The sequence below is a fragment of the Nonomuraea sp. ATR24 genome, from assembly GCF_041950485.1.
In the GTDB taxonomy this organism is placed as follows: Bacteria; Actinomycetota; Actinomycetes; order Streptosporangiales; family Streptosporangiaceae; genus Nonomuraea; species Nonomuraea ceibae.
Genome location: NZ_JBGNUU010000022.1, coordinates 1 through 20,872 on the forward strand (window position 1 = coordinate 1; position 20,872 = coordinate 20,872).

Annotated in this window: 17 protein-coding genes, 1 tRNA gene and 1 pseudogene; 11 read left to right on the plus strand and 8 right to left on the minus strand. The window is 66.0% G+C overall.

Going from position 1 to position 20,872, the window contains the following annotated elements:
* Positions 1–124 precede the first annotated feature (124 nt).
* A complete protein-coding gene (locus tag ACBI99_RS36975; protein ID WP_375074600.1) occupies positions 125–343 on the minus strand; it encodes a hypothetical protein in 219 nt (72 codons plus the stop codon).
* A gap of 223 nt (positions 344–566) precedes the next feature.
* Between ACBI99_RS36975 and ACBI99_RS36980 the strand changes: the two genes are divergently transcribed.
* Positions 567–2,330 (plus strand): hypothetical protein, encoded by a 1,764-nt coding sequence (locus tag ACBI99_RS36980; RefSeq protein ID WP_375074601.1) that lies wholly within the window; start codon positions 567–569, stop codon positions 2,328–2,330.
* A 2-nt stretch (positions 2,331–2,332) separates the two neighbouring features.
* A complete protein-coding gene (locus tag ACBI99_RS36985) occupies positions 2,333–2,626 on the plus strand; it encodes a hypothetical protein (RefSeq protein WP_375074602.1) in 294 nt (97 codons plus the stop codon).
* Between the two features lie 6 nt (positions 2,627–2,632).
* Here the strand turns inward: ACBI99_RS36985 and ACBI99_RS36990 are convergent, their stop codons facing one another.
* Positions 2,633–3,124: a hypothetical protein gene (locus ACBI99_RS36990; RefSeq protein ID WP_375074603.1), complete on the minus strand. Its 492-nt coding sequence runs from the start codon at positions 3,122–3,124 to the stop codon at positions 2,633–2,635.
* A 450-nt stretch (positions 3,125–3,574) separates the two neighbouring features.
* On the opposite strand from ACBI99_RS36990, the gene ACBI99_RS36995 reads away from it, so the two are divergent.
* The 3 genes from ACBI99_RS36995 to ACBI99_RS37005 all read left to right on the plus strand — a co-directional run bounded on the left by ACBI99_RS36995 (position 3,575) and on the right by ACBI99_RS37005 (position 8,412).
* Positions 3,575–5,458: a DUF2075 domain-containing protein gene (locus ACBI99_RS36995; protein ID WP_375074604.1), complete on the plus strand. Its 1,884-nt coding sequence runs from the start codon at positions 3,575–3,577 to the stop codon at positions 5,456–5,458.
* 466 nt (positions 5,459–5,924) lie between these two features.
* The gene (locus tag ACBI99_RS37000) at positions 5,925–7,805 is read left to right on the plus strand and encodes a DNA/RNA helicase domain-containing protein (protein ID WP_375074605.1); all 1,881 of its coding nucleotides are present in this window, start codon (positions 5,925–5,927) and stop codon (positions 7,803–7,805) included.
* A gap of 61 nt (positions 7,806–7,866) precedes the next feature.
* Positions 7,867–8,412, plus strand: coding sequence for a GIY-YIG nuclease family protein (locus ACBI99_RS37005; RefSeq protein ID WP_375074606.1), 546 nt, complete (start codon positions 7,867–7,869; stop codon positions 8,410–8,412).
* 63 nt (positions 8,413–8,475) lie between these two features.
* Here ACBI99_RS37005 and ACBI99_RS37010 read toward each other — a convergent pair whose 3' ends face one another.
* Entirely contained in the window at positions 8,476–8,733 is a 258-nt protein-coding gene (locus ACBI99_RS37010; protein WP_375074607.1) for a nucleoside triphosphate pyrophosphohydrolase, read from the minus strand.
* Positions 8,734–8,781: 48 nt separating this feature from the next.
* Between ACBI99_RS37010 and ACBI99_RS37015 the strand changes: the two are divergent.
* The 3 genes and pseudogenes from ACBI99_RS37015 to ACBI99_RS37025 form a co-directional block, all read left to right on the plus strand.
* Positions 8,782–9,329 (plus strand): annotated as a pseudogene (locus tag ACBI99_RS37015) (transposase); the annotation flags it as partial.
* Positions 9,301–10,815, plus strand: coding sequence for a hypothetical protein (locus ACBI99_RS37020; protein WP_375074608.1), 1,515 nt, complete (start codon positions 9,301–9,303; stop codon positions 10,813–10,815). The pseudogene ACBI99_RS37015 and the gene ACBI99_RS37020, both read left to right, overlap by 29 nt.
* Positions 10,816–11,302: 487 nt before the next feature.
* Entirely contained in the window at positions 11,303–11,551 is a 249-nt protein-coding gene (locus tag ACBI99_RS37025) for a hypothetical protein (RefSeq protein WP_375074609.1), read from the plus strand.
* Between the two features lie 104 nt (positions 11,552–11,655).
* Here the strand turns inward: ACBI99_RS37025 and ACBI99_RS37030 are convergent, their stop codons facing one another.
* Both ACBI99_RS37030 and ACBI99_RS37035 read right to left on the minus strand, forming a co-directional pair.
* Positions 11,656–14,091: a serine/threonine-protein kinase gene (locus tag ACBI99_RS37030; RefSeq protein ID WP_375074610.1), complete on the minus strand. Its 2,436-nt coding sequence runs from the start codon at positions 14,089–14,091 to the stop codon at positions 11,656–11,658.
* Between the two features lie 659 nt (positions 14,092–14,750).
* Positions 14,751–14,823 (minus strand) — tRNA-Arg (locus ACBI99_RS37035).
* Between the two features lie 207 nt (positions 14,824–15,030).
* On the opposite strand from ACBI99_RS37035, the gene ACBI99_RS37040 reads away from it, so the two are divergent.
* Together ACBI99_RS37040 and ACBI99_RS37045 are read left to right on the plus strand one after the other, a co-directional pair.
* Positions 15,031–15,486: a hypothetical protein gene (locus tag ACBI99_RS37040; protein ID WP_375074611.1), complete on the plus strand. Its 456-nt coding sequence runs from the start codon at positions 15,031–15,033 to the stop codon at positions 15,484–15,486.
* Between the two features lie 415 nt (positions 15,487–15,901).
* Positions 15,902–17,002: a D-alanyl-D-alanine carboxypeptidase family protein gene (locus tag ACBI99_RS37045; protein WP_375074612.1), complete on the plus strand. Its 1,101-nt coding sequence runs from the start codon at positions 15,902–15,904 to the stop codon at positions 17,000–17,002.
* On the opposite strand, the gene mscL is transcribed toward ACBI99_RS37045, so the two are convergent.
* From mscL to ACBI99_RS37060, 3 genes are read right to left on the minus strand one after another with little or no spacing between them, the layout of a single operon-like run.
* Positions 16,999–17,400, minus strand: a complete 402-nt coding sequence (gene mscL, locus ACBI99_RS37050; protein WP_219500158.1) for a large conductance mechanosensitive channel protein MscL — start codon at positions 17,398–17,400, stop codon at positions 16,999–17,001. The two genes, ACBI99_RS37045 and mscL, sit on opposite strands and share 4 nt — an antisense overlap.
* Before the next feature lie 23 nt (positions 17,401–17,423).
* Complete coding sequence (locus tag ACBI99_RS37055) at positions 17,424–17,987, minus strand: SAF domain-containing protein (RefSeq protein ID WP_357586107.1); 564 nt, start codon at positions 17,985–17,987, stop codon at positions 17,424–17,426.
* Positions 17,984–18,790 carry an S-methyl-5'-thioadenosine phosphorylase gene (locus tag ACBI99_RS37060; RefSeq protein ID WP_219500161.1) on the minus strand — a complete coding sequence of 269 codons (807 nt, stop codon included), beginning with the start codon at positions 18,788–18,790 and terminating at the stop codon, positions 17,984–17,986. Before ACBI99_RS37060 ends, ACBI99_RS37055 begins: the two co-directional genes overlap by 4 nt.
* A 110-nt stretch (positions 18,791–18,900) precedes the next feature.
* Here ACBI99_RS37060 and ACBI99_RS37065 point away from each other — a divergent pair, with 110 nt between their 5' ends.
* Positions 18,901–20,868 carry an MFS transporter gene (locus ACBI99_RS37065; protein WP_375074613.1) on the plus strand — a complete coding sequence of 656 codons (1,968 nt, stop codon included), beginning with the start codon at positions 18,901–18,903 and terminating at the stop codon, positions 20,866–20,868.
* Positions 20,869–20,872 lie beyond the last annotated feature (4 nt).

Sequence of the window (20,872 nt, forward strand, 5' to 3'; positions counted from 1 at the left end):
ATCGAGGGCTGGTACAACCTGCACCGCCTGCACAGCAGCCTGGGCTACCGTAGCCCCGCCGACTACGAGGCAGTCGCAGCGGCCTGACCACCACAACGATGGTGTCCGTCGGAGCGGAGCAAGCTCAACCGGCGTAGCCGCAGACGAGCGTGAGAACCGGCTTGACGCTGTGCTGCTGGTGGCGTTTGCGCCAGGCATCCATAACGCGGCTGATGAATTGCGTGGGCTCGACGTCCGCCAGAGGGGCGGCAACGCTTATGAGGCTTTGTTGGATGACTTCGGCAGCGATGTCGCTGGCGGAGGGCTCGAGAGGTCGAGACCAACCGGAGTCGTGGGTCTTCACGCGTCAATCATGCGGCGCATAAACGGCTCGTGAGCCGTGATTTGGAATAGCTATGGACGGCACCGAAAGCCGGACATCGAGCCTATGGTGCACCATGTATGGACTTATTGCGACTAACTGTACATCGGCTATTCCGCTTCAATATGGCACCTTATTACGGGTTCACTTGGTGCATCCGTTGTGTTTGACTCCTGATCTGTAGCCACGCCCTTGGGGAGGGGCCATGGGGGAGTTCGTCGGGATCGATCCCCTCGGCGCAGGGAAACTGATCCGCCAGATGGAAGCGGGGAAGGATGTCCTGGCCAGGGCACGGCCGGGGCTCGAAGCGGCGATCGCGGAGGCGGGCGAGGAGTGGGCCGGTCGCGAAGGCGTTGCCCCGATGCACCGCACCTGGTGGTTCTTTCACGAGTCGCAGCAGGATCTCAAGTGGCGCATCGACACCATCAAGCGGATCGTGCCGACCCAGCAGACGGGCATGCTGACCGGCACCTTCCCCTTCAACAGCGCCACCGAGGCCACAGAGGCGGCCAAGCGGGACGCGGGTGTCATCACTGCTGCGCTCAACTACCACGACCAGTTCCTGTCCGGGCCGAGCTGGGCCGGGGTAGAGAAGGCCCTGGCAGCGCTCAAGAGCAGGATCGACGATCCGAGCTACTCGGCAGCCCTGCTGACCGCACTCGGTCCCACGACCTTCCAGAAGTTGATTCGCGACTGGATGAACACCCAAGCCGCGGGAGCGCGTAGAGGACTGACCCCGGACACGCTCAAGCGCGCCGGTGAATCCTCGCCCGGCCTGCTGGCCAGAGCCTTCGCCGCCGCTGAGAGCTCCGGGCGACTCGGGAACGAGTGGCAGAAGATGATCGAGACAGCCCCATCGGACATCCTCTCCAGCCTCGTCGCGCTGGCCCCGCAGTCCGGCACGTTCCTCAACCGGGTGGCGACCAACCTGCTGACCCGCCCACCGAACTCCGACACGTTCCCCACCGATCCGAACTGGAACCTGCACAACCTGGCCAAGGCGTACGAGGCGAATCCGGAGGCATTCCGGCGCCTGCTGGCCGAGCATCCGAACGAAGCCGGGGTCATGCTGGACGCCTACACCATCAGGTCATTAGGCGTTCCTGCGTACGAGGAGACCTTGGCCAGGGCGCTGCATGGGGCCTTGAAACCCGGCGCCGGGGCTGACGACATGCGGGAACGGGCCTGGATCACGGTCATCAACAGCATCGGATCCGAGCACACGTTGTGGGTGGGTGGCGGCATCGGCACCTTCGCCGATTCGCCGATCAGCCGGGTTCTGGCTCAGGACATCACGCCCATCCTCGACAAGCTCGCCCGAGGCCAGGCAGAGCGGAACGCGCCGGAGGTGCCGTACTTGGAGCCCAGGGCGCCTTGGGACAAGCTCGACCCCACAGTGAGTGCCCGGTTCCTCGGCGCGCTGATGCAGGACTCCACCGCGGCCGACACGTTGATGAAGGCGGGTACGGACTACATGAAGCAGCTGGACATGGGGCGCTTCCATCCCTTCGATCCGAGCAACTACGGACGAGAAGCGCACATCAACCTGGCCGAGCGAACAGGTGCGCTGACGAACCTGCTGCTGGCCGGCTCGACCTATGCGGAGTGGAGCGACGACGAGTACGCTGACCGCCTGGCCGGCTTCCTCCTCATACCGGTCGACTTCATCAACAACAAGTACCTACCTATGGACAGTGCCCTTGCGTCCACGGGGAAGGACAAGGGGCTCGACGACTTCAAAGACGTGATGAAGAACCTCATCACGGACTACCTCGACAAGAAGACGCCAGATACAGCCCGGTCGATCGCCAGCACCCTCGTGAACGAACAGGTCGAATGGCTGAGCCGCTCGCTCAGAGAGAACGGACAGAAGGCGTTGACCGCATCCGAGACGGCCATGATGCGAGACGCGATGGAAGGTCGGATCCACGATGCCTTGCTCGACGCACTGGAAAGACGGGGTGGCTGACCATGCCCGTCAAACACCAACTCCTCCGTGAGGCGGCTGAGAAGGAGGCGCTCGCCTCCACCTTAGTCAGGTACGCCAGGACACTGGCCGACGCCTTCGACGGCATTCCTGCCAAACCAGGCGACAGCAAACCGTTCTGGGAAGGGCAGGCTGCCGAGCGGTACCTCACGCATGCGGCTCGCCTGAGACGCGAACTGGCCGAGCTGGAAAATTCGTGCCTGGCCACCGCCGAGAACCTTCGCCGGCGCGCTAAGCAGCTCCGAGAAGATGCCGCGCGTGTACCTGACCCCATGTGACTGCATTCAGGCGTTGACGGGATAGCACTCCGTCTTCCCGACGATCATGACGTTAGGTGTCGAGTTCATGCGGGCGAGCAGGACGAAGGTCACCCTTGTCTCAGGATTGACCACCACGGCGACACTCACATCGTCTTCCCAAAGATCGAGATTATCCACGACCTGAGTGGAATATCCCTTGCCGATGAGCTGGCCCTTCAGCAGCCCAACAAGGTTGGTCGCACTCTCCGCAGACGGATTCGCGAAGTTCCCCTTGGCGATGTAGAAGCGCTGCTCCTCATCGTTGAGGCAGGTCGAGTCTCGGTCCCGGTCGGCACGTTCTCTTGTCAGCTCGGTCAGGCCTGCCTCGATGCCCGCAACCACCGCGTCACCGTCGCTCACGAGCTGCCGTGATGCCTCCGCCAATGTCGGCCGCTCTGACTCGCCCGAGCAGGCGGTCAAGGCCGCGAAACAGATAAGCGTCGCGGCAATTGCCCTCGAATACGCAACATGGCGCACGTCCGGACCTTATCCGACCATCTCTCGCTCGTACATCCGTTCTTTCCATCTATAGCGAGCTGCGATGAAGCCGGTGCTCTTCCGCTCCGTGGCGGCGGGGGTTCGATCCTTGCTTGGTGGGCTCCAGGCGGAGATGGCCGACGACCGTGCTGCCGCGGTAGTCGTCGTTGCCGCACGCAGGGCACGACGAGATTTACTCCTCGCTGAACGGCACGGTCATCGTGACGGCTGCCTGATCGGAGTAGGCATACACCACCGCCTCCTGCGAGGCGAGATGAACGGGCTCGCAGTTCGGCCGGCGAGAGGTGCCTGTCTATATCTGCGACGAGTGTTGCACTGATCTGTCCTGAATTGTCGGCAATCACAGCTACAGTACGCCTCGCACCATCCCTTCGCCCCCGTCCCGTCTGTCAGCCGCAAGGCTGGCCGGCGTTCCGAAGGAGCGCTCTTGTGGCGTTGCGTTGTCTGTATCGGGGCAGTGCCGGTGAACTCGCCGAGATCATCGTCCAGAGTCATCTGGTCGAGGAACTGCGCCGACGATTCGTTTCGGTGCATGGAGCGAAGCCGAGAGAGAGCGAGAGCGCCTCGTGGGGCGGCAGCATTCCCACGGTCGTCGACCTGCTAATCAATGCCGGCCTGCAGGACGTACAGGTGCTGATCGAGCTGACCGCGCCGATCTGTGACGTGCGCATGGACATCGTTCTGGTCGGAAGCGAACCCGCAACCGGCGAGATCTGCGTTGTAGTGGTGGAGAACAAGCAGTGGTCGCAGATCCGGCCGGTGCGCGGCACGCAGATGGTGCATGTGCCGAACGCGCCCGGCCGCAACCCGAGCCTTCACCCGGCAACCCAAGCCGACGGATACCGGCAGGCGTTGCGCGACTTCGTGCCGATGTTACGGACCGCCAAGGTGATGAGCTTGGTCAACTTACACAACATGCCCGCCGCGCTCCTTGAGACGATTCGAGATGAAGACCAGTTGGAGAGCGGCGCGAAGCGTACGCATATGTACGGGAAGGAACCAGAGGAACGTGAGCGGTTCGCGGCCATGCTCACAAGGACGCTCTCGGGTAATAAGGCACTTGAGTATGCCCGCGACCTGCTGTCCGCCCGGGTGTCGCCGACGGAGAGCCTGATGACCGCAGTCAGCAAGAGCGTGCGCGGACGTTCTGTCTTTCCGCTGCTGGACGAGCAGCGTAAAGCCGTCGAGTACGTGAAGGCCCAGTTGGCGGTCAGCCGCCGGGGCAACAAGCGAGTCGTGCTGATTGTGGGCGGTCCCGGCACGGGCAAGAGTGTGATCGCCTTGGAACTGCTGGCTGCGTGCAGTAGGGATGGGCTGAAGGTTGCGCACGCCACTGGCAGCCGATCTTTCACCCGCACGCTGTGGGAGTACGCTGGCGAGGACACGCGCGCCAGGCGAATTTTCCGGTACTTCAACAGTTTCGAAACCCTACGCTCGAAGCTGGACATGCTCATCGCCGATGAGGCGCACCGGCTCAGGCGCCAGACACCCGGCACGGGCGGGTCCCAGGTCAAGCAGCTCATCGAGGCGGCGGATGTACCGGTCTTCCTGCTGGACGAGCACCAGGTGGTGCGCCCCGGCGAAGACGGCACCATCCAGCTCATTGAGAACGCGGCCAAGGAGATGAAGCACGAGGTCCTGCGAATCGACCTGCGCAGCCAGTTCCGCTGCGGCGGCGACCCGGAGTACATCCGTTGGGTCGAGCAGTTACTTGGCCTGGTGGCTGGAGAGCCGCCGCACCGTTGGCGGCCTCGGGAGAACTATGAACTGTACGTCGCCCCCACCCCAGAGGCGATGGAGAAGTTCCTCAACAAGCGCGCCGCCGAAACCAACAGCAGCGCCCGCATCGCGGCCGGCTTCTGCTGGCCCTGGACGTTCCCCCGAAACGGCACCCTTACCGACGACGTCCGCATCAACGGCTGGAACCGACCATGGAACGTCAAGGGGGACGAGTGGGTCGGTGATAAGCCGCCGCACACGCTATGGGCGACGCACCCAGGCGGCCACGGTCAGATCGGCTGCATCTACACCGCTCAGGGCTTCGAGTACGCCTGGGCTGGCGTCATCTTCGGCCCCGACCTGGTCTGGCGTGACGGAGGCTGGCAGGCCGACATCAGCCAGAACCGCGACAGGTCGGTCGAGAACGCGCTCGACTTCGACTTCCTGGTCCGCAACACCTACAGGGTGCTTGCTACCCGCGGAATGCGCGGCACCGTGCTGTACTCCGTCGACCGCACCACCAATGTGATGCTGGCCAAGCTTGGTGCTCGCTTGCTCAACTATGACGGCGTGCCCATGAACGCTCCCCAGTAGCAGGACGGCTACTGCAGTTTGCGCAGCGTGACCTGCGCAAATCTGCTGGCATTTCTGCCGACCTTAGAGATCATCCTGTGCCTAGCGTTCATAGTGAGTCCGACGGTGTACCGGCCATTCCCCCACGCCTCACAGATGTTGCGAGAGCCGGACGACCTCGAACAGCGTCATGGACCTCGGCGATGCGTTCCGTCCACTCGATCCGCTGATCTGCTGACAAGGGCAACGGGATTCGGAACAGCGTGGCGGGTCGGGCGGTGCGTGCTACTGCCAGGCACAAGCTCGTTGAGTGGCGGCGATGATTGCCAGCGGACCCCGCAGGAGGGATTGGTTGATCGGGGCGGGAAGGTATGAAGATCCCGGTAATCTTCAGGCGTATCCGTGATGCGGCCCGACGGGCTTCCGTTTTGATACCGGACATGCCCCCATACCGCACGAGTCCTTCGTGCTGCCTGGGGGTAGATCCGTGGCTGTCTTCCGGCATTCGGCGGAAAGTCTGGTTCAGCTGGTGTCCGAGTCCGTGGCCGAGCGCGTCCTCAGCGACGTGATCGCGGACTACCTGCGCTCCACGCAAGGCATCAGCCCGGGCAAGGGCGAACGCAAGTCCTGGGACCGCAGCATCCCTATTCTGGCCCGTGACCTGGTGGAAGCCGGCCTCGGTGGGGTGGAGATGCTCATCGAGTACCAGCTCCCGTTAACCAGCAAGCGGGCCGACGTCATCCTCGCCGGGCGCGACCGGCGGACGGGAGCCGACTCCTACCTGATCGTCGAGCTGAAGCAGTGGAGCCAGGCCGAGCTGTACGAGGACGACGCCGAACTGGTCCTGGTGCCGGGCATGGGGGATCGGCCCAAGCTGCACCCGGTCGTCCAGGTGCGGGGCTACTGCGAATACCTGGCCGACTTCGTCGGGGCTCTGGAGCAGCACAGGAACGCGGTGCGCGGGGTGGCGTACCTGCACAACGCCAGCGATCCAGACATCCACGACCTTTACGACCACGTCGAGGACGAGCGCACGCGGCTCTTCAGCAAGACGCGCCGGGGCCAGTTCGTCGACTACCTCAAGGCCCAGTTCGCCCCTGAACCGGGAGCCGCCGCGGCCGATCGGCTGCTGTCCAGTGCCATCCGCCCGTCCAAGCAACTGCTGAAGGTGGCCGCTGGCGAGATCAAGAAGCGTGACCAGTTCGTCCTACTGGCCGAACAGCGCCTGGCCTACGAGATGGTGCTGCACGCAGTGGAGAAGGCTCGGGCAGGCAATTCGAAGCAGGTCGTGATCATCACTGGTGGGCCGGGTTCTGGCAAGAGTGTCATCGCACTGTCCCTCCTCGGGGAACTTTCCGACCGGGGATACTCGGCGTTGCACGCCACCGGCTCACGTTCCTTCACCGAGACGATGAGGCGAGTCGTCGCCAAGGGCTCGACGCGGTTGAAGGGGATGTTCAAGTACTTCAACAACTTCATGACCGCGAAGTCGAACGAACTGGACGTGCTGATCTGTGACGAGGCCCACCGCATCCGCGAGACCTCGGAGAACAGGTTCACCAAGTCGGCACAGCGGACGGGCCGGCCACAGTTGGATGAGCTGATCGCCGCGGCGAGGGTGCCGGTGTTCCTGCTGGACGAGCATCAGGTGGTACGGCCTGGCGAGATGGGGCGGGTCGCCGACATCACGGCCTACGCCGAGTCGCTCGGTCTGGCCGTACACCGGATCGACCTGGATGCGCAGTTCCGTTGTGGCGGGAGCCGTAAGTACGAGGAGTGGGTGCTGCGGCTGCTGGGCCTGGATAGCGGTGCTCCGGAGCCGTGGACGGGTGACGATCACTTCGCCGTCTCTCTCACCGAGTCGCCCTACGAACTGGAGGCCCTGCTGAGGAGCAAGCTGGAAGCGGAATTCTCGGCACGGATGACGGCGGGGTTCTGCTGGCCCTGGAGCGCCCCGGCGGATGACAGCCTGGTCGCGGACGTACGGGTCGGCGACTGGGCGCGGCCCTGGAACGTCAAGGGGGACAGGGCTGTAGGGAACGCCCCGGCCAGCGCCCTCTGGGCCACCGCTGATGGCGGGTTCGAGCAGGTGGGATGCGTCTATACCGCCCAGGGCTTCGAGTACGACTGGAACGGGGTGATCTTCGGCCCGGACCTCGTGTATCGGGACGGGAAACTGGTCACCGTCCGGAGCTCCAGCAAGGACCCGGCGCTGATGAAGAAGGGAGTCAGCGACGAGCAGGCGGATCAGCTGATCCGCAACACTTACAAGGTGCTGCTGACGCGCGGCATGATGGGCACCGCACTGTACTCGGTCGACCCGGCGACTCAGGAGTTCCTCGCAGGGCTGCTGGAGCAGCGCGCCTAGGCTGCGTGTTTGTCGGTGGCGTGCACTAACTTCCTCATACCGACCGGCCTGGGAGGCAAGGATGAACACTGCCGAACTGCTCGAGCCGGCCAAGCTGTGGGAGGCGGCGGAAGTTCTCGGCCGCCCGGGTCCGGTGCCGGCTGCCGCGGGCATCTATGGGTGGCACTTCACTCAGCCACCGCATCCCAGCCTGGCCGCCGACCGTCTCCTCTATGTGGGAATCGCGCCTCGCCGCATGGCGACCCGGGCCAGCAAGCAGAACCTCCGTAGCCGGGTCCGGTATCACTTCCGGGGCAACGCCGAAGGATCCACTCTGAGGCTCACTCTTGGCTGCCTGCTCGGGCTCGAACTCCGCCGGGTAGGCAGCGGCAAGCGACTGACCTTCGGCCAGGCCGGCGAGAAGGAACTGACGGACTGGATGGCCGAGTACGCCCGTGTGTGCTGGATCGAGCATGATGCGCCTTGGGAGGGCGAATCCGAGCTGATTGCTCGGCTGGACCTGCCCCTCAACCTAGATCAGAACCGTCACCACGCCTTCCACTCCTACCTGAGCGGCGTCCGCGCTTCTGCTCGTGCGCTGGCGCGGAGCCTTCCGATCAGCGTCTGAAAGCTCCGGTCGGTTGTGACCGACGCGGACATAGGACCGCAGTGTTCGCGTGGACGGGTGCGTTCACGCGAGGTAGAGGCGTTCGCGGAAGGCTCCGCGTTCTTCACGTTTGGCCGCTGCCACCTCTTCGATCGTGGCCCAGTCGTGCCCGTGGACCGCGGCCAGAGCGCGAAGGACCTCGTACACGTCAGCGATCTCGCCGGTTACCTCGTCTGGTGACGCCTGGCCGAACTCGGTGGACTCCTCGAGGTTGCGTCCACGGGAGTGGTGTACGAGTTTGGCCTGGTCACAGGCGTGGCGTCGTGAAATGAAGACGGCCATCGAGTGATCCTTCGAGTAGCTAGATCAAGATCGAAGGAGAACCAGTCGATGGCCGCAGACAACAGTGTGACGCCCGCGCAGTGGCTCGCGAAGCAGATCGAGACCGATGACCCTGACATGTTGCGATCCATGGTGAAGACCATGGCCGAAGCGTTGATGTCGGCCGAGGCCGACAACCTGTGCGGGGCCGCCTACGGCGAGCGCAGCGACGAGCGGACCAACTCCCGCAACGGCTACCGGGCGCGCGAGTGGGACACCCGCGCAGGAACCGTCGAGCTCGCGATTCGGAAGCTGCGGTCCGGTCCTACTATCCGGACTGGCTGCTGGAGCGACGCCGACGGGCAGAGCAGGCGCTGATCAGCGTGGTCGCCACGTCCTACCTGCTCGGCGTTTCCACCCGGCGGGTGGACAAGCTGGTCGAGCAGCTCGGCATCAAGCACATCTCCAAGAGCCAGGTCTCGCAGATGGCCAAGGTGCTGGATGAGCAGGTCAAGGCGTTCCGCACCCGGGCGCTGGACGCCGGCCCGTACACCTTCGTCTGGCTGGACGCCTTGACCAAGAAGGTGCGTGAGGGCGGTCGCACGATCAACGTGCACTGTTGGCGCCTTTGAGGCGGCCAAACACGACCGCTACGCGCTGAACCGGCTGGGCCGGGCGTGGAAGTTCTTCCAACCTGAGCCCATCGGCGCACGGGTACGGCCGGCGGACCCCGTCCTCGTCGGACCCGGCGTCTGGACGGCGGCCATGGCGACTACCGCGCTGGCCCTGGTGACCGTCGGCTTCGTCGGCGCCACGGCCTGGCAGCACAACGAGACGGTGGCGCTGTTTGCCCTACTGAGTCTCACGGCCAGCTGCTACGTGAGTGTGCGCAGCGGTGTGGAGTGGAGGTGGATGAAGGAGCGACGTCAGGCGAAAGACCGCGAGTATCAGCACAAGCCGGCCGTCACCACGCGCGGTGACGTCTTCGCGAGCAAGATCGACCGACAGTTCAGCCACTACTTCGCGCGGTACGCCCCACGCGACGCGGACCCGGTTCTCTGGCTGTCGGAGACGGTGGGGATCCGGCGTGCCCTGCGCGACGAGGTGGTCACTCTCTACCGGGAGAGCACGGTCAACGCCAAGCGTGTCGCCTGGCTCACCAGATATCTGGTCGCCGACGTCGCGCGGCGCTGGGAGGAGGGAACACTGTGGGACTACCGCAAAAAGTTGCGCGTCCCCGTGCTCCTGAAAATGAGGTGCGTGCTTACCTCGATCGCGGCGATCGTGGCAGGCGGCTTCCTGGTCTGGAGCGCGGCGCATGTCAGACCGCTGTTCGTGTCGCTGGCCGCGATCGTCGCCCTGGCCTCGGTCTGGTCGACGGCCCGCCTCTGGCTGCGCATCGCCGCGGAGTACAGGCGCCACTCGGCCGACAAGAGAGAGAAGGAGCGGCTGCTGGCCGGCCGCCGGGCGGCTTTTGACCGTTGGAAGCGCAAACTCGACGACAGACCGGACGACCTTGAGATGGCCCGATGGCTCGAGTGCGACCGTAAGGTGCTGATGGAGCAGGCGATGGATCTCTACCGATTGAAACGGCAGGACGTCCTCGCTCACGCGTTCATCGAGGCGCCCGCCACGCCCTTCTACGACCGGGCACGCATCGAAAACGGGCCATGGCGATATTCGAAATACAAGATTCTGCTCTTCCTGCTCACTAAGGACGGTGCGCGGCAATTAACCCAGCACCTCGACTTTCGCAAGGCCACCGCCCGCAGCCGGGCGCGCATCAATTACCGCTACGACGCGTTCACTTCCGTCCAGGTGGCCGAGACCGACAACGGAGAGAACGTCTTCGAGCTGACCCTGACCAACGGCGACCCGATCAAGGTCAAGGTGACGGACCCGCCCACAGATGTCACGGAGACCGAGGACAGGGATCCGCAGAACGCCTCACAGCTGACTCTCGGCACGGCCGGTCTCGGTAACGCTCTGCACGTACTGGAGGGGGTCGCCGCGGAAGGAAGGGCGTGGATCGCCTTCGAACGTCAACGCGAAAAGGTTCCCCAAGCGGAGGTGAGCCGGGCCGTGAACGCTATGTTCGCCTGACGCACCCTGGCTGATAGGCGCGCGGTTGCTTGGAAAACGCATTTAATCCACCTGCAGCATCTGATTGACCAGCGGCTTGAACGGGCCCCAGCCTGGGCGGCAGCGCCTTACGTCACTTGGGCCCGACCGGAGCCAACGTTGTCTCCAAGGCGCAGAGACCTGGCCGTCGCCGTCACCGGAATGCGGATGCTGGAGCAGGGGGTGTTCGGCGGTGCCCTCGCACCCCGCCGTGATCGTCCTGGTCGGCAGCGGCGGTGGCATCCACGCGGACGTCGCGGTCGGCGACGTGGTCGGCCACGCATGTCGTCCACTACGAGCTGCGCGAAGAACTCCCCGGCGGGAGACTGCGCAGAGGTCAGGAGCGAGAACCTCATCCGCGGTCGGTGACGCGGTTAACTCCTTCTTTACGGACTGCGGTAAGCCTGCCAGGCGTCCAGACGCCGATGACGTTTTTCGTGTGCACGCTGGGCCGATCGGGTCGGGCGACGTGGTGATCGCCGACGCAGGCTCCGAAAACTTTGAAGAGCTGAAGGCGTTCAACGACAAGATCCTCGCCGTGGACCTGGAGGTTCGCGGGCTTGTACAGGCATACGACGCGCAGAATAACCCGCAAGACGAGAACGGGTGGGCGATCGTGTTCGGGATCTCCGATCACGCCGGTCTCAGAAAGAGTGACGACCACAACCAAGTCGCCGCCCAGCATGCCGCGCAAGTCCTGCGACACCTGCTCCCTTGATTCCGGTCGATCGGATCTGACTTCCGCTGCGACGACCCGGCTGGCAAGCCGATATAAAGCCTCTTGAGCACGAGCCTGCTACGCAGGTATTTGGAAGGCGTCGGTCAAAGGCCTTGAGCCGAACCGTCGGGTGTGGCCGCCAAGGCATCACGTATCTCCGCAGGATGCTGAAATCTGTCGTCAGGATCGGTCGCCAGTGCCTTGGAGATGATGTCGTGCATGTACGCCATGTCGGCCAATGGCGTCATGTCCCCCCTTCCTTGCAGGATAGCGGCCATGATGCCCTGGATGTCTTCCTCGCGGGAGTAGGGCGAGCGTCCTGTCAGGGCGAAATAGAGAACGAGCCCGAGCGCGTAAATGTCGGTTCTGATGTCCGTTCGGCCGCCTTTAACGCTTTCGGGCGCCATGTAGGCAGGCGTGCCGACGATGCCGTCCGTCACCGTGATGTCAGCGAGGTCGGCTCGTTTGGCGAGGCCGAAGTCGATCAGCACAGCACCGCGATCGGGCGCCATCATGATGTTATGAGGCTTCAGATCGATGCGGCTGACCTGCTGGGTTTCCAGGTATTCCAGTGCTTCGGCGATCTGATGTCCGAGAAGTACGGTGGCTGCGAGGCCCAAAGGTCCCTTCTCGTTCACCGTCTGCTGCAGCGTTAATCCTGGCACCAATTGCATGGCGATGAAGGTTTTGTCTTCGTCCTCGATTACGCCGAACATGCGTACGACGCGCGGATGTCGAAGCTCGCGGAGGATCCTCACCTCTCTACGAAAACGTTGCTGGAGTTCAGGACCACTGCCGCTCCGTAGCTCTTTAACTGCTACCTCCCGCTGCGTCACCAGGTCGCGTGCTCGATAAACCATGCTCATGCCGCCCGCACCTATGGCCTCGACCAGTTCATAACGGCTGGCGACGGTGCGCAATACAGATTCCAGGTCACGCTCCGATGGTGGATCAGTGGGCATGGCAGCCGGCACCGACTCCGACGCAGTAGTCTCTCGGGAGGGCAAGGGCAGACGGAGTGACACGTCCAGCGCCGCTCGTTCGCTTGCGTTCCCCCAGACGATCCCTAGAAGTCGACGTTTCACATCATCAGCGAGCTTGTACCACACGAGTGCGCCGTCTTGACTATCGCTCACGATACGTGTTGCGTCAGGCCGATCCGGGTCCCGGACGACCGTCAGGAAGTCGTGCTTGGTCAGATGGCGCAGCAACTGCTCAACGTCCGGCTGCGCGAGCCGTAGCAGGGGGTCGAGTTCGGGCTTCTCGGCCGATCCACAGACGTGGGCGACGGTGAACGGGTCCCCCTGTCGGCGCAGGATCCAATCGATGACAAAGTATCCGGCCATGCGCCAGCGGTCATCGTCGATATCTTCTCGGAAGAGCCGGTCCGAACGGCCTTGCTGGAAGTAGGACTCGAGCAGTTCCTCGACCTGCGCATAGAAGGTAATCCGGGACCTGTCCTGCACGCCGACGACGAGGAAGGGGTGCTCGTCCTCCCAGTGGACAAACTCGCCGAACTCCTGCAGCAACCGCCGTGGGATGCCACGGGCTTTGAATCGCAGATACCGGACGACTTCTTCGGCATCCGCGCCCGCGTCTTCGGCGAGCACCGCCCTGAGGAGCAGGTCCGGCGCGTCCCAGCTGCACGGTACGTATCGCTGCCAGGCGAAGATGCTCTCGTAAACGCTGTTGCCCCGGCTGGCGTCAAGGACGGCGTGATCGTGCAGGTCTGGGCCGGCTGCCAGCAGGAAGTGCGCGCCACGCATGGTGAGCGTGTTCTTCAGATTGCCCAGCAGTCGTTCAACCTCCGCGAGCCCGGACGGCTCCGAGGTCAGCTTGTCAACCTCGTCCAGAACGACGATGAGATGAACGCGGGGCTTGGCTCTGTGCCACCACCTACGCCGGCCCGGCTTGGCCCTGGAGAGGAGGTCGATGATCCGTCCGAGGTCGTGCTCAACGTCGCTGTCCGAATAGGTGAGATAGGACGCCTCTACGGCCAGAGACCGCGTCCGCTTGGACGTCAGACCCGCACTGGGCGCCAGCCATCCGGCGGGACCGGTCAACTTGGAGGCGCCCGGGCCCATGCCGATGGTCAGGGAAGTGCCGCGCTCCCTCGCGTCGGAGCGTGTCTGCTTCAGTCCTAACGACGTCCGGATGTGAGCCAGCATGACCGCTCGCCGTGTGGTCTCGTCCAGCCGTTTGAGTACGCGGCGGTCCTGCAGTGTCTCGTAGAGTCGGCGCACAAGAGCGAAGAGCAACTGATCAGGGGGCATGGGGCGGGCCACGTTGATCGTGATCGGCACCACGATCTCGTTCGTGGCTGCCTCGGCGGCGATCCCCTCGACCGCACGCGTTATCACCGTGCTCTTGCCAACACCCCGGAAGCCTGTGATGAGGAAGGTGCCTCCTCGCGAATAGCGCAGCCGGTGCATCAGTTCGCCGATGAGCCGTGTGTTGCCCAGGAGCGGGATGACCTCCTCGTCATCCCTCAGCGGTTCGTGCACGTACCGGAAGGACGGCTTGAGCGGCAGCTTAAGCATCAGGCTCCGACCTCGATGGGGTTGATCATGATATTACCGGCGGAGGAAGGCTTGCCATGGAGGCGTACTGCCGTGACGTGCCGGTCGCCGGTTGAGCGGCCCGATCACTCCGGGCGTTCCCAGGCGGCTCGCCCTCCGCCACCGAGGGCCGAGCAGCTTGTCGATGTAGCGGTGGCTCACGATGCACGCAATAGCCCCTGCCCGAGCCCGAATGGCCACCAGCACGGCTTCCTCGAGGGAAGGGGCGGAGGGCTCGCCCATGTAGCGGCAGGCGGCCACGGCGGCAGCCTTGGAACCGGCGCCGCTGAACGGCACCTCCAGGGACGCCTTCATGCAAGGTGCAGGTTGACTCATTTGGCGTTGGTGTCGAGCCGTTGTGAAACGGGGTGACGCTCGAGTTGTGCGCCCGTATTTGGCACGATCAGCGGGGTTTGTTTACCCCGCGCCGGACGGTCGGAGCGGGTTGCCGAGATCCCTGATGGCCCGAAAATGCGGCCTGACCTGGGACATATGCTGCAAAGATCATCCCGCATATGTCCCCTGATCATGGTCTTACGGCTGCATGCGGGCACCGCCGGCTGCCTATCAAGGTCCACAAGGCAAAAGGCTCGCGGCTGTGAAACCGCAGGTCAGAGGCCAGAATGCCTGGTGGAGAAGAGTGCCCCCGGCAGGATTCGAACCTGCGGCACCCGCTTTAGGAGAGCGGTGCTCTATCCCCTGAGCTACGGAGGCGGACGAAGTAAGCCTAGCGAAAGACTGCCACTGCGTGGGCCCTCAGCCCCCACCAACTTCACCGAGGCCCTGCATCCAGGCCGTGCCGTGCCATGGGTGCGCAGGCGGGCGGTAAACACATGGCAACCGGTTACCGGCCGTGGTGTCGCCCGCGGTTACGGTCGGCGCGTGGACAGTAGGCGACGTAGGCAGGCGCGTAGGCGGCCCGTGGTGTTGTTCGCGGCGTTGCTCGCGCCTGCGATCTTCGCCGGCGGGTTGCTGGCGGGGGAGATGTCTCAGTACCAGCACGAGGGCAAGAGGGGCCGGGAGCGGGAGTTCAAGGTGTTCGCTCCGGTGCTGGTGCCTCCGCCTGCGCATCCGGCGCGGCAGTACGTGGCGGCGATGCCAGCGCCTGTTACGAAGATGGAGACGGAGGCTGGGGTGGAGGTGGTGGACGTTCCCGGGGAGCCGGCGGTGCAGGCGGTGGGGATTACGAGGGATAGTTCGGCGCCGCCAGTCCAGGAGGCGGCCCCGGAGCCTTCGGAGCGGGCTCCCGCGGGCCCGTCGGAGTCGCAGTCCGATTGTCCGGGGGAGTGGGTGGACACGTGGCTGTGGGAGCTCTGCAGGGAGCATGAGCGGCAGCCGGCGGTGAGCCTCACGGGCGATCTGGCGTCGGGGTTGTGACGAGATCAGGGATCAGGGCGTACGGGAGTGCACAGGGTGACGTGGTGGCCTTCAGGTGACATGGGGGCGTCACGACTGAGGCCGACCCCTTGAAGCCGGTGCAAGGCGGTATCGGTGCTCCATCGTCTTGGAGCGGCGAACGGGTCGGCATGGCAGCGGAGCCTCGGGTCGGGCAGAGGGCCGCCGTACGACGTATCGGATCTTCGATGGCGCTCCCACAAGCACTCGCAAGCACCCACAAGCCCCCACGGCATCCCCGAAGCCACACCCCAACCCCCACCTCCCAAGCCAGGAGCAGTACAAAAGCGTCGTTTGCCTCATAACGGCTCTTCGGAGTTCGGTCCGGGCACTCGGGGGGCTGTAGTAACGTGCGTGCCGGACGCGGGTAACGAGTTTGCAAACGGAGGAGTCGAACGTGCCAGCCCCTCGATCAGCAGGTCTGATCGCGGTCGTCGTGGCGATGACTTCCCTGCTGGGTGCTCCTGCCGAAGCCCGGCAGGCCCAGGACACCCGCCAGGCTCTGGGGACCCAGGCCCTGGGGACCCGGTCCGACCCCGCCAACCTCACCGAGCTGCGCAAGGAAGCCGAACGGGCGGCGCAGGAGCTCGAGGAAGCCAACAAGGCGCTGATCAAGCGGCGTACCGAGTTCGAGGCGGCCGAGAAGGAGCTGGAGGGCAAGCTCCAGGCCCTCGCGAAGGCCGAGCGGCACCTGGCCCAGATCCGGCAGCCGGTGTCGCAGATGGCGGAGCTGCTCTACATCCAGCCGCTGGCCAGTGACACGGTCGTGCCGTTCCTGGCGGGGGACGCCGATGCCGACACCCTGCGGACCATGGCCAACATCAACCACATCGTCATGGTGCGGCAGCAGGCGGTCGACCGGAGCACCGCGCTGATCCAGCAGACGGAGAGGCTGGCCGCCGAGGCGCAGGAGCTGCGCGCGGGGAACCTGCTGGCCGAGGCGCAGATGGCCGCCGAGGTGGATCTGCTCAGGAAGCGGTCGGACAAGGTGGTCAAGTCGCTCACCGCGGCCCTGGTGAAGATGGGCATCAAGATCGACAAGGTGGGCCGGGCGGCGCTGGGGTGCAATCCGCTGCGGGCGGCGACGGCGGGGGAGTATCCGAACGGACTGATCCCCAAGAGCATGCTGTGCCCGCTCCAGCAGAAGGGGTTCAGCCTGCGGGCCGACGCGACGATCGCGTTCGTCAGCCTGAACGAGGCGTTCAAGCGGCAGTTCGGCAAGCAGATGTGCGTGACCGACGCCTATCGGAGCCTGGCCGAGCAGCAGTCGGTCTATTACCGGCGGCCGGGGTTCGCGGCGGTGCCGGGGCGCAGCAATCACGGGCTCGGGCTGGCTGTAGACCTCTGCGGGGGCGTGGAGCGGTTCCGGTCCCCGGAGTTCAACTGGCTGGAGAAGAACGGCAAGAGGTACGGGTGGTTCCACCCGGACTGGGCCTACAGCAGCCCGTTCGAGCCGTGGCACTGGGAGTACGACCCGAAGATGGACACCCTGCCCTAGGGCGCCGGGGTGAGCTCGGCGGTGCAGTGGGCGCAGCGGGTGGCGGCCTTGGGGATCTCCGAGAGGCATTCGGGGCAGGCCCGGTGGGTGATCTCCTCGCGGGCCTCGGCGCGGTCCTTGAAGTGGGTGTAGGGCTTGACGATCAGGAAGTAGATCACGGTGGCCATCACCAGGAACGACACCAGGGCGTTGATGAAGTTGCCGTACATGAAGTTGGACTGGCCGATGGTGATCTTCAGGGACGAGAAGTCGGGCAGGCCGCCGAACGCCGAGATCAGCGGGGTCAGCAGGTCGGCCACGAACGACTGGACGACGGCGTTGAAGGCCGCGCCGATGACCACGGCGATGGCGAGGTCGATGACGTTCCCGCGCATCAGGAACTTCTTGAATCCACTCATGCCAACAGAGAGTAATGGATCGATCACTCTGTGATGGTGATCGACAGGTGCCCTCCCGCCTGGGCGCCGGCCAGGTCGGCGGCCTGGGATCGCGTGGTGGCCAGGACGACCAGGGCGCCGTGGTCGCTGGGGGCGTCGGGGATCGTGAGGACCGTCACGTCGTCGGCGACGAGTGCGGCGGGGGCGCCGTCGCGGGCGGCCAGCACGCCGATCGTGGAGCCGGGGGAGATCAGGCGCACGACGTCGGGGTCGGAGATGCGTACGGGAGTGGCGACGGCGCCGGGAGGCAGGCGGAGGGAGTGGAGAAGGCGGACGTCCGTCAGCGGCTCGCCGCGGCGCATCGCGCCGGCCAGGACCCGGCCCACCGCGCCCGAGCGCAGGGCGCCGTCGGGCGGGTGGGGCAGCGGGACCGCGCGCAGGTCGCCGGGGCGCAGCACGCCGGGGGCGAGGTCGCGGGCGGCGACCAGCACCGTGGGGCCCGGAGCGGGCCGCAGGGCGACGAAGGCGGCCAGGACGCCCGCCGCGGCCAGGGCGGCCGCGACGAGGCGGCGGCGGCGCTCGCAGCGCCGCAGCCACAGGCGGATCACGGCAGCTCGAAGGGGAGCTTGATGCCGTCGAGGGCCGCGCCACAGGGGCAGGAGCGCTCCTCGGGCAGGGACCGGACGGCGTCGGCGACCAGCGAGCGCATGCGGGTGACGTTGCGCGCGAAGAACTCCAGGACCTCGTCGTGCGTGACGCCCTGGCCCGCCTCCACACCGGCGTCGTGGTCGGTCACCAGGGACAGGGACGTGTAACACAGGGCCAGCTCGCGGGCCAGGACGGCCTCGGGGAAGCCGGTCATGCCGACGATGGCCCAGCCGTTGCGCTGGAACCACTGCGACTCGGCCCGGGTGGAGAAGCGCGGCCCCTCGATGACGACCAGGGTGCCGCCGTCGAGCGTCTCCCACTCGCCGGCCCGCGCCGCGGCGACGGCGACCGCGCGGCCGGCGGGGCAGTAGGGGTCGGCGAAGGAGACGTGCACGGCGCCGCCGGTGTCGTAATAGGTCTGGACGCGGCCGGAGGTGCGGTCGACCAGCTGGTCGGGCACGACGATCGCGCCGGGGCCCAGCTCGGCCCGGAGCGAGCCGACGGCGCTGGGGGCGAGGACCTGGCGCACGCCGAGCGAGCGCAGCGCCCACAGGTTGGCCCGGTAGGGGATGCGGTGGGGAGGGAAGCGGTGGTCGCGGCCGTGCCGGGGGACGAACGCGACCTGGCGCGAGCCGATGCGGCCCACGGTGACGGTGTCGCTGGGCGGGCCGTAGGGGGTCGTGACCTCGACCTCCTCCGCGTCGTCGAGCAGGGAGTAGAAGCCGGAACCGCCGATGACGCCGATGTCTGCGCGAGTGAGCATGGCGCCGACATTAGCGGCGCGCCGGGTGGCCGCCGAGACCCCGAACCCCGTTCTGTGGATAACCGGCAGCGGAACGTGTTCGAATCCTCACGATGAGTATGATCGCAGGCATGCGGCAACGTGGCCTGGGGCTCATCATCGTCGCGCTCATGCTCGGCATGCTGCTGGCAGCGCTCGATCAGACGATCGTGTCCACGGCGCTGCCGACGATCGTGAGCGACCTCGGCGGGCTGGAGCACCTGTCGTGGGTGGTGACGGGCTACATGCTGGCCGCCACCGTGTCGACGCCGCTGTGGGGCAAGCTGGGCGACCAGTACGGGCGCAAGAGACTGTTCCTGGCCGCGATCGTGATCTTCCTGGCGGGGTCGGCGCTGTGCGGGCTGAGCCAGAGCATGGGGCAGCTCATCGCGTTCCGGGCGGTCCAGGGGCTCGGCGGCGGCGGGCTGATGGTGCTGGCCCAGGCGATCGTCGGTGACGTGGTGTCGGCCCGCGACCGGGGGAAGTACCAGGGGTTCTTCGGGGCGGTGTTCGCGGTGTCGAGCATCGTGGGGCCGCTGCTCGGCGGGCTGTTCGTCGACCATCTGTCGTGGCACTGGGTGTTCTACGTCAACCTGCCGCTCGGCGCGGTCGCGCTGCTGGTGATCGTGGCGGCGCTGCCCGGTGACGCGAGCCGCACCCGCCACACGATCGACTACGCGGGCGTGGCGCTGCTCGGCGGGGCGACCACCTGCCTGGTGCTGATCACGACGTGGGGCGGCAACACCTACGCGTGGACCGAGCCGGTGATCATCGGCCTGGCGGTCGCGGCGGTCGTGCTGGTGGCCGGCTGGATTCGGGCGGAGCGGCGGGCCAGGGAGCCGGTGCTGCCGCTCGGGCTGTTCCGCAACAGGGCGTTCGCGATGTCGTCGGTGGTCGGGTTCGTGGTCGGGTTCGGGATGTTCGGCGCGCTCACGTACCTGCCGCTCTACCTGCAGATCGTGCACGGGGTGACGCCGACGCTGTCGGGGGTGTTCCTGCTGCCGATGATGGCGGGGACGCTGACGCTCTCCATCGTGAGCGGATTCGTCATCTCGAAGACTGGCAAATACCGATATTTCCCGATCGCCGGCACCGCGATCGCCAGCGTCGGCATGTTCCTGCTGTCCACGCTCACCGAGCACAGCGGCACCGCCGTCATGGCCGCCTACCTGCTGATCCTCGGCATCGGGCTGGGCATGACCATGCAGGTCCTGGTGATCGTCGTGCAGAACGCCGTCGACTTCAAGGATCTCGGCGTGGCCACCTCCGGGGCGACCTTCTTCCGTTCGATCGGCGGCTCGTTCGGGGTGGCGACGCTGGGCTCGGTCTTCGCGGCCACGCTGAGCACCGACGTGGCCCAGGTGCTGCGCACGACCACGCTGCCGCCCGGCTTCGACCCGGCGCAGATCCAGCGCGACCCGACCGCGATCCAGCGGCTGCCGTCCGACCTCGCCGCCGACTTCCTGCACGTCTACGCCGACGCGATCGCCGCGGTGTTCCGGGTGGCGGCGCCGATCATGCTGGTGGCGTTCGTGCTGACCTGGTTCATCCCGGAGCACCGGCTCAGGCAGACCACCCGGGCCTCCGACATCGGCGAGGGGCTCGGCGCCACGTCGGCAGAGCGGTCGTCGCTGGCCGAGGTCGAGCGGGGCCTCGTCCGGCTGGCGGACGCCGACCTGCGCAAGGGCTACTACGCGCGGATGGGCGACTTGGCCGGGCTGGAGGGCATGCGGCCCGAAGGCGTGTGGATCATCGCCAGGCTGGGCGGCGAGGGCTGGGTCAAGGCCGTCGACCTGGCCGAGCGCGCCCAGGTCAGCAGGGCGCGCGGCAGACCGTACGTGGACCGGCTCGTCGCCGACGGTTACGTGGAGCGGTCGGCGGACGAGGAGTGGCTGCGGCTCACCGAGCGCGGGCAGGCTGCGGCGCTGCGGCTGCTGCGCAGCTCGCGCGAGGCCCTGGGCCGGCTGGTGGCCGACTGGGGGCCGCACCCGCAACTGGAGGAGCTCCTCGACCGGATCGCCCCGGAGCTGCTGGGCGCCGCGGGCGACAGGCCCCGCTAGCTCG

Coding starts and splice junctions, on each gene's coding strand:
- ACBI99_RS36980 (WP_375074601.1), top strand. CDS start 567: ATGGGGGAGTTCGTCGGGATCGATCCCCTCGGCGCAGGGAAACTGATC.
- ACBI99_RS36985 (WP_375074602.1), top strand. CDS start 2,333: ATGCCCGTCAAACACCAACTCCTCCGTGAGGCGGCTGAGAAGGAGGCG.
- ACBI99_RS37005 (WP_375074606.1), top strand. CDS start 7,867: ATGAACACTGCCGAACTGCTCGAGCCGGCCAAGCTGTGGGAGGCGGCG.
- ACBI99_RS37010 (WP_375074607.1), bottom strand. CDS start 8,733: ATGGCCGTCTTCATTTCACGACGCCACGCCTGTGACCAGGCCAAACTC.
- ACBI99_RS37030 (WP_375074610.1), bottom strand. CDS start 14,091: ATGCTTAAGCTGCCGCTCAAGCCGTCCTTCCGGTACGTGCACGAACCG.
- mscL (WP_219500158.1), bottom strand. CDS start 17,400: ATGAGTGGATTCAAGAAGTTCCTGATGCGCGGGAACGTCATCGACCTC.
- ACBI99_RS37060 (WP_219500161.1), bottom strand. CDS start 18,790: ATGCTCACTCGCGCAGACATCGGCGTCATCGGCGGTTCCGGCTTCTAC.
- ACBI99_RS37065 (WP_375074613.1), top strand. CDS start 18,901: ATGCGGCAACGTGGCCTGGGGCTCATCATCGTCGCGCTCATGCTCGGC.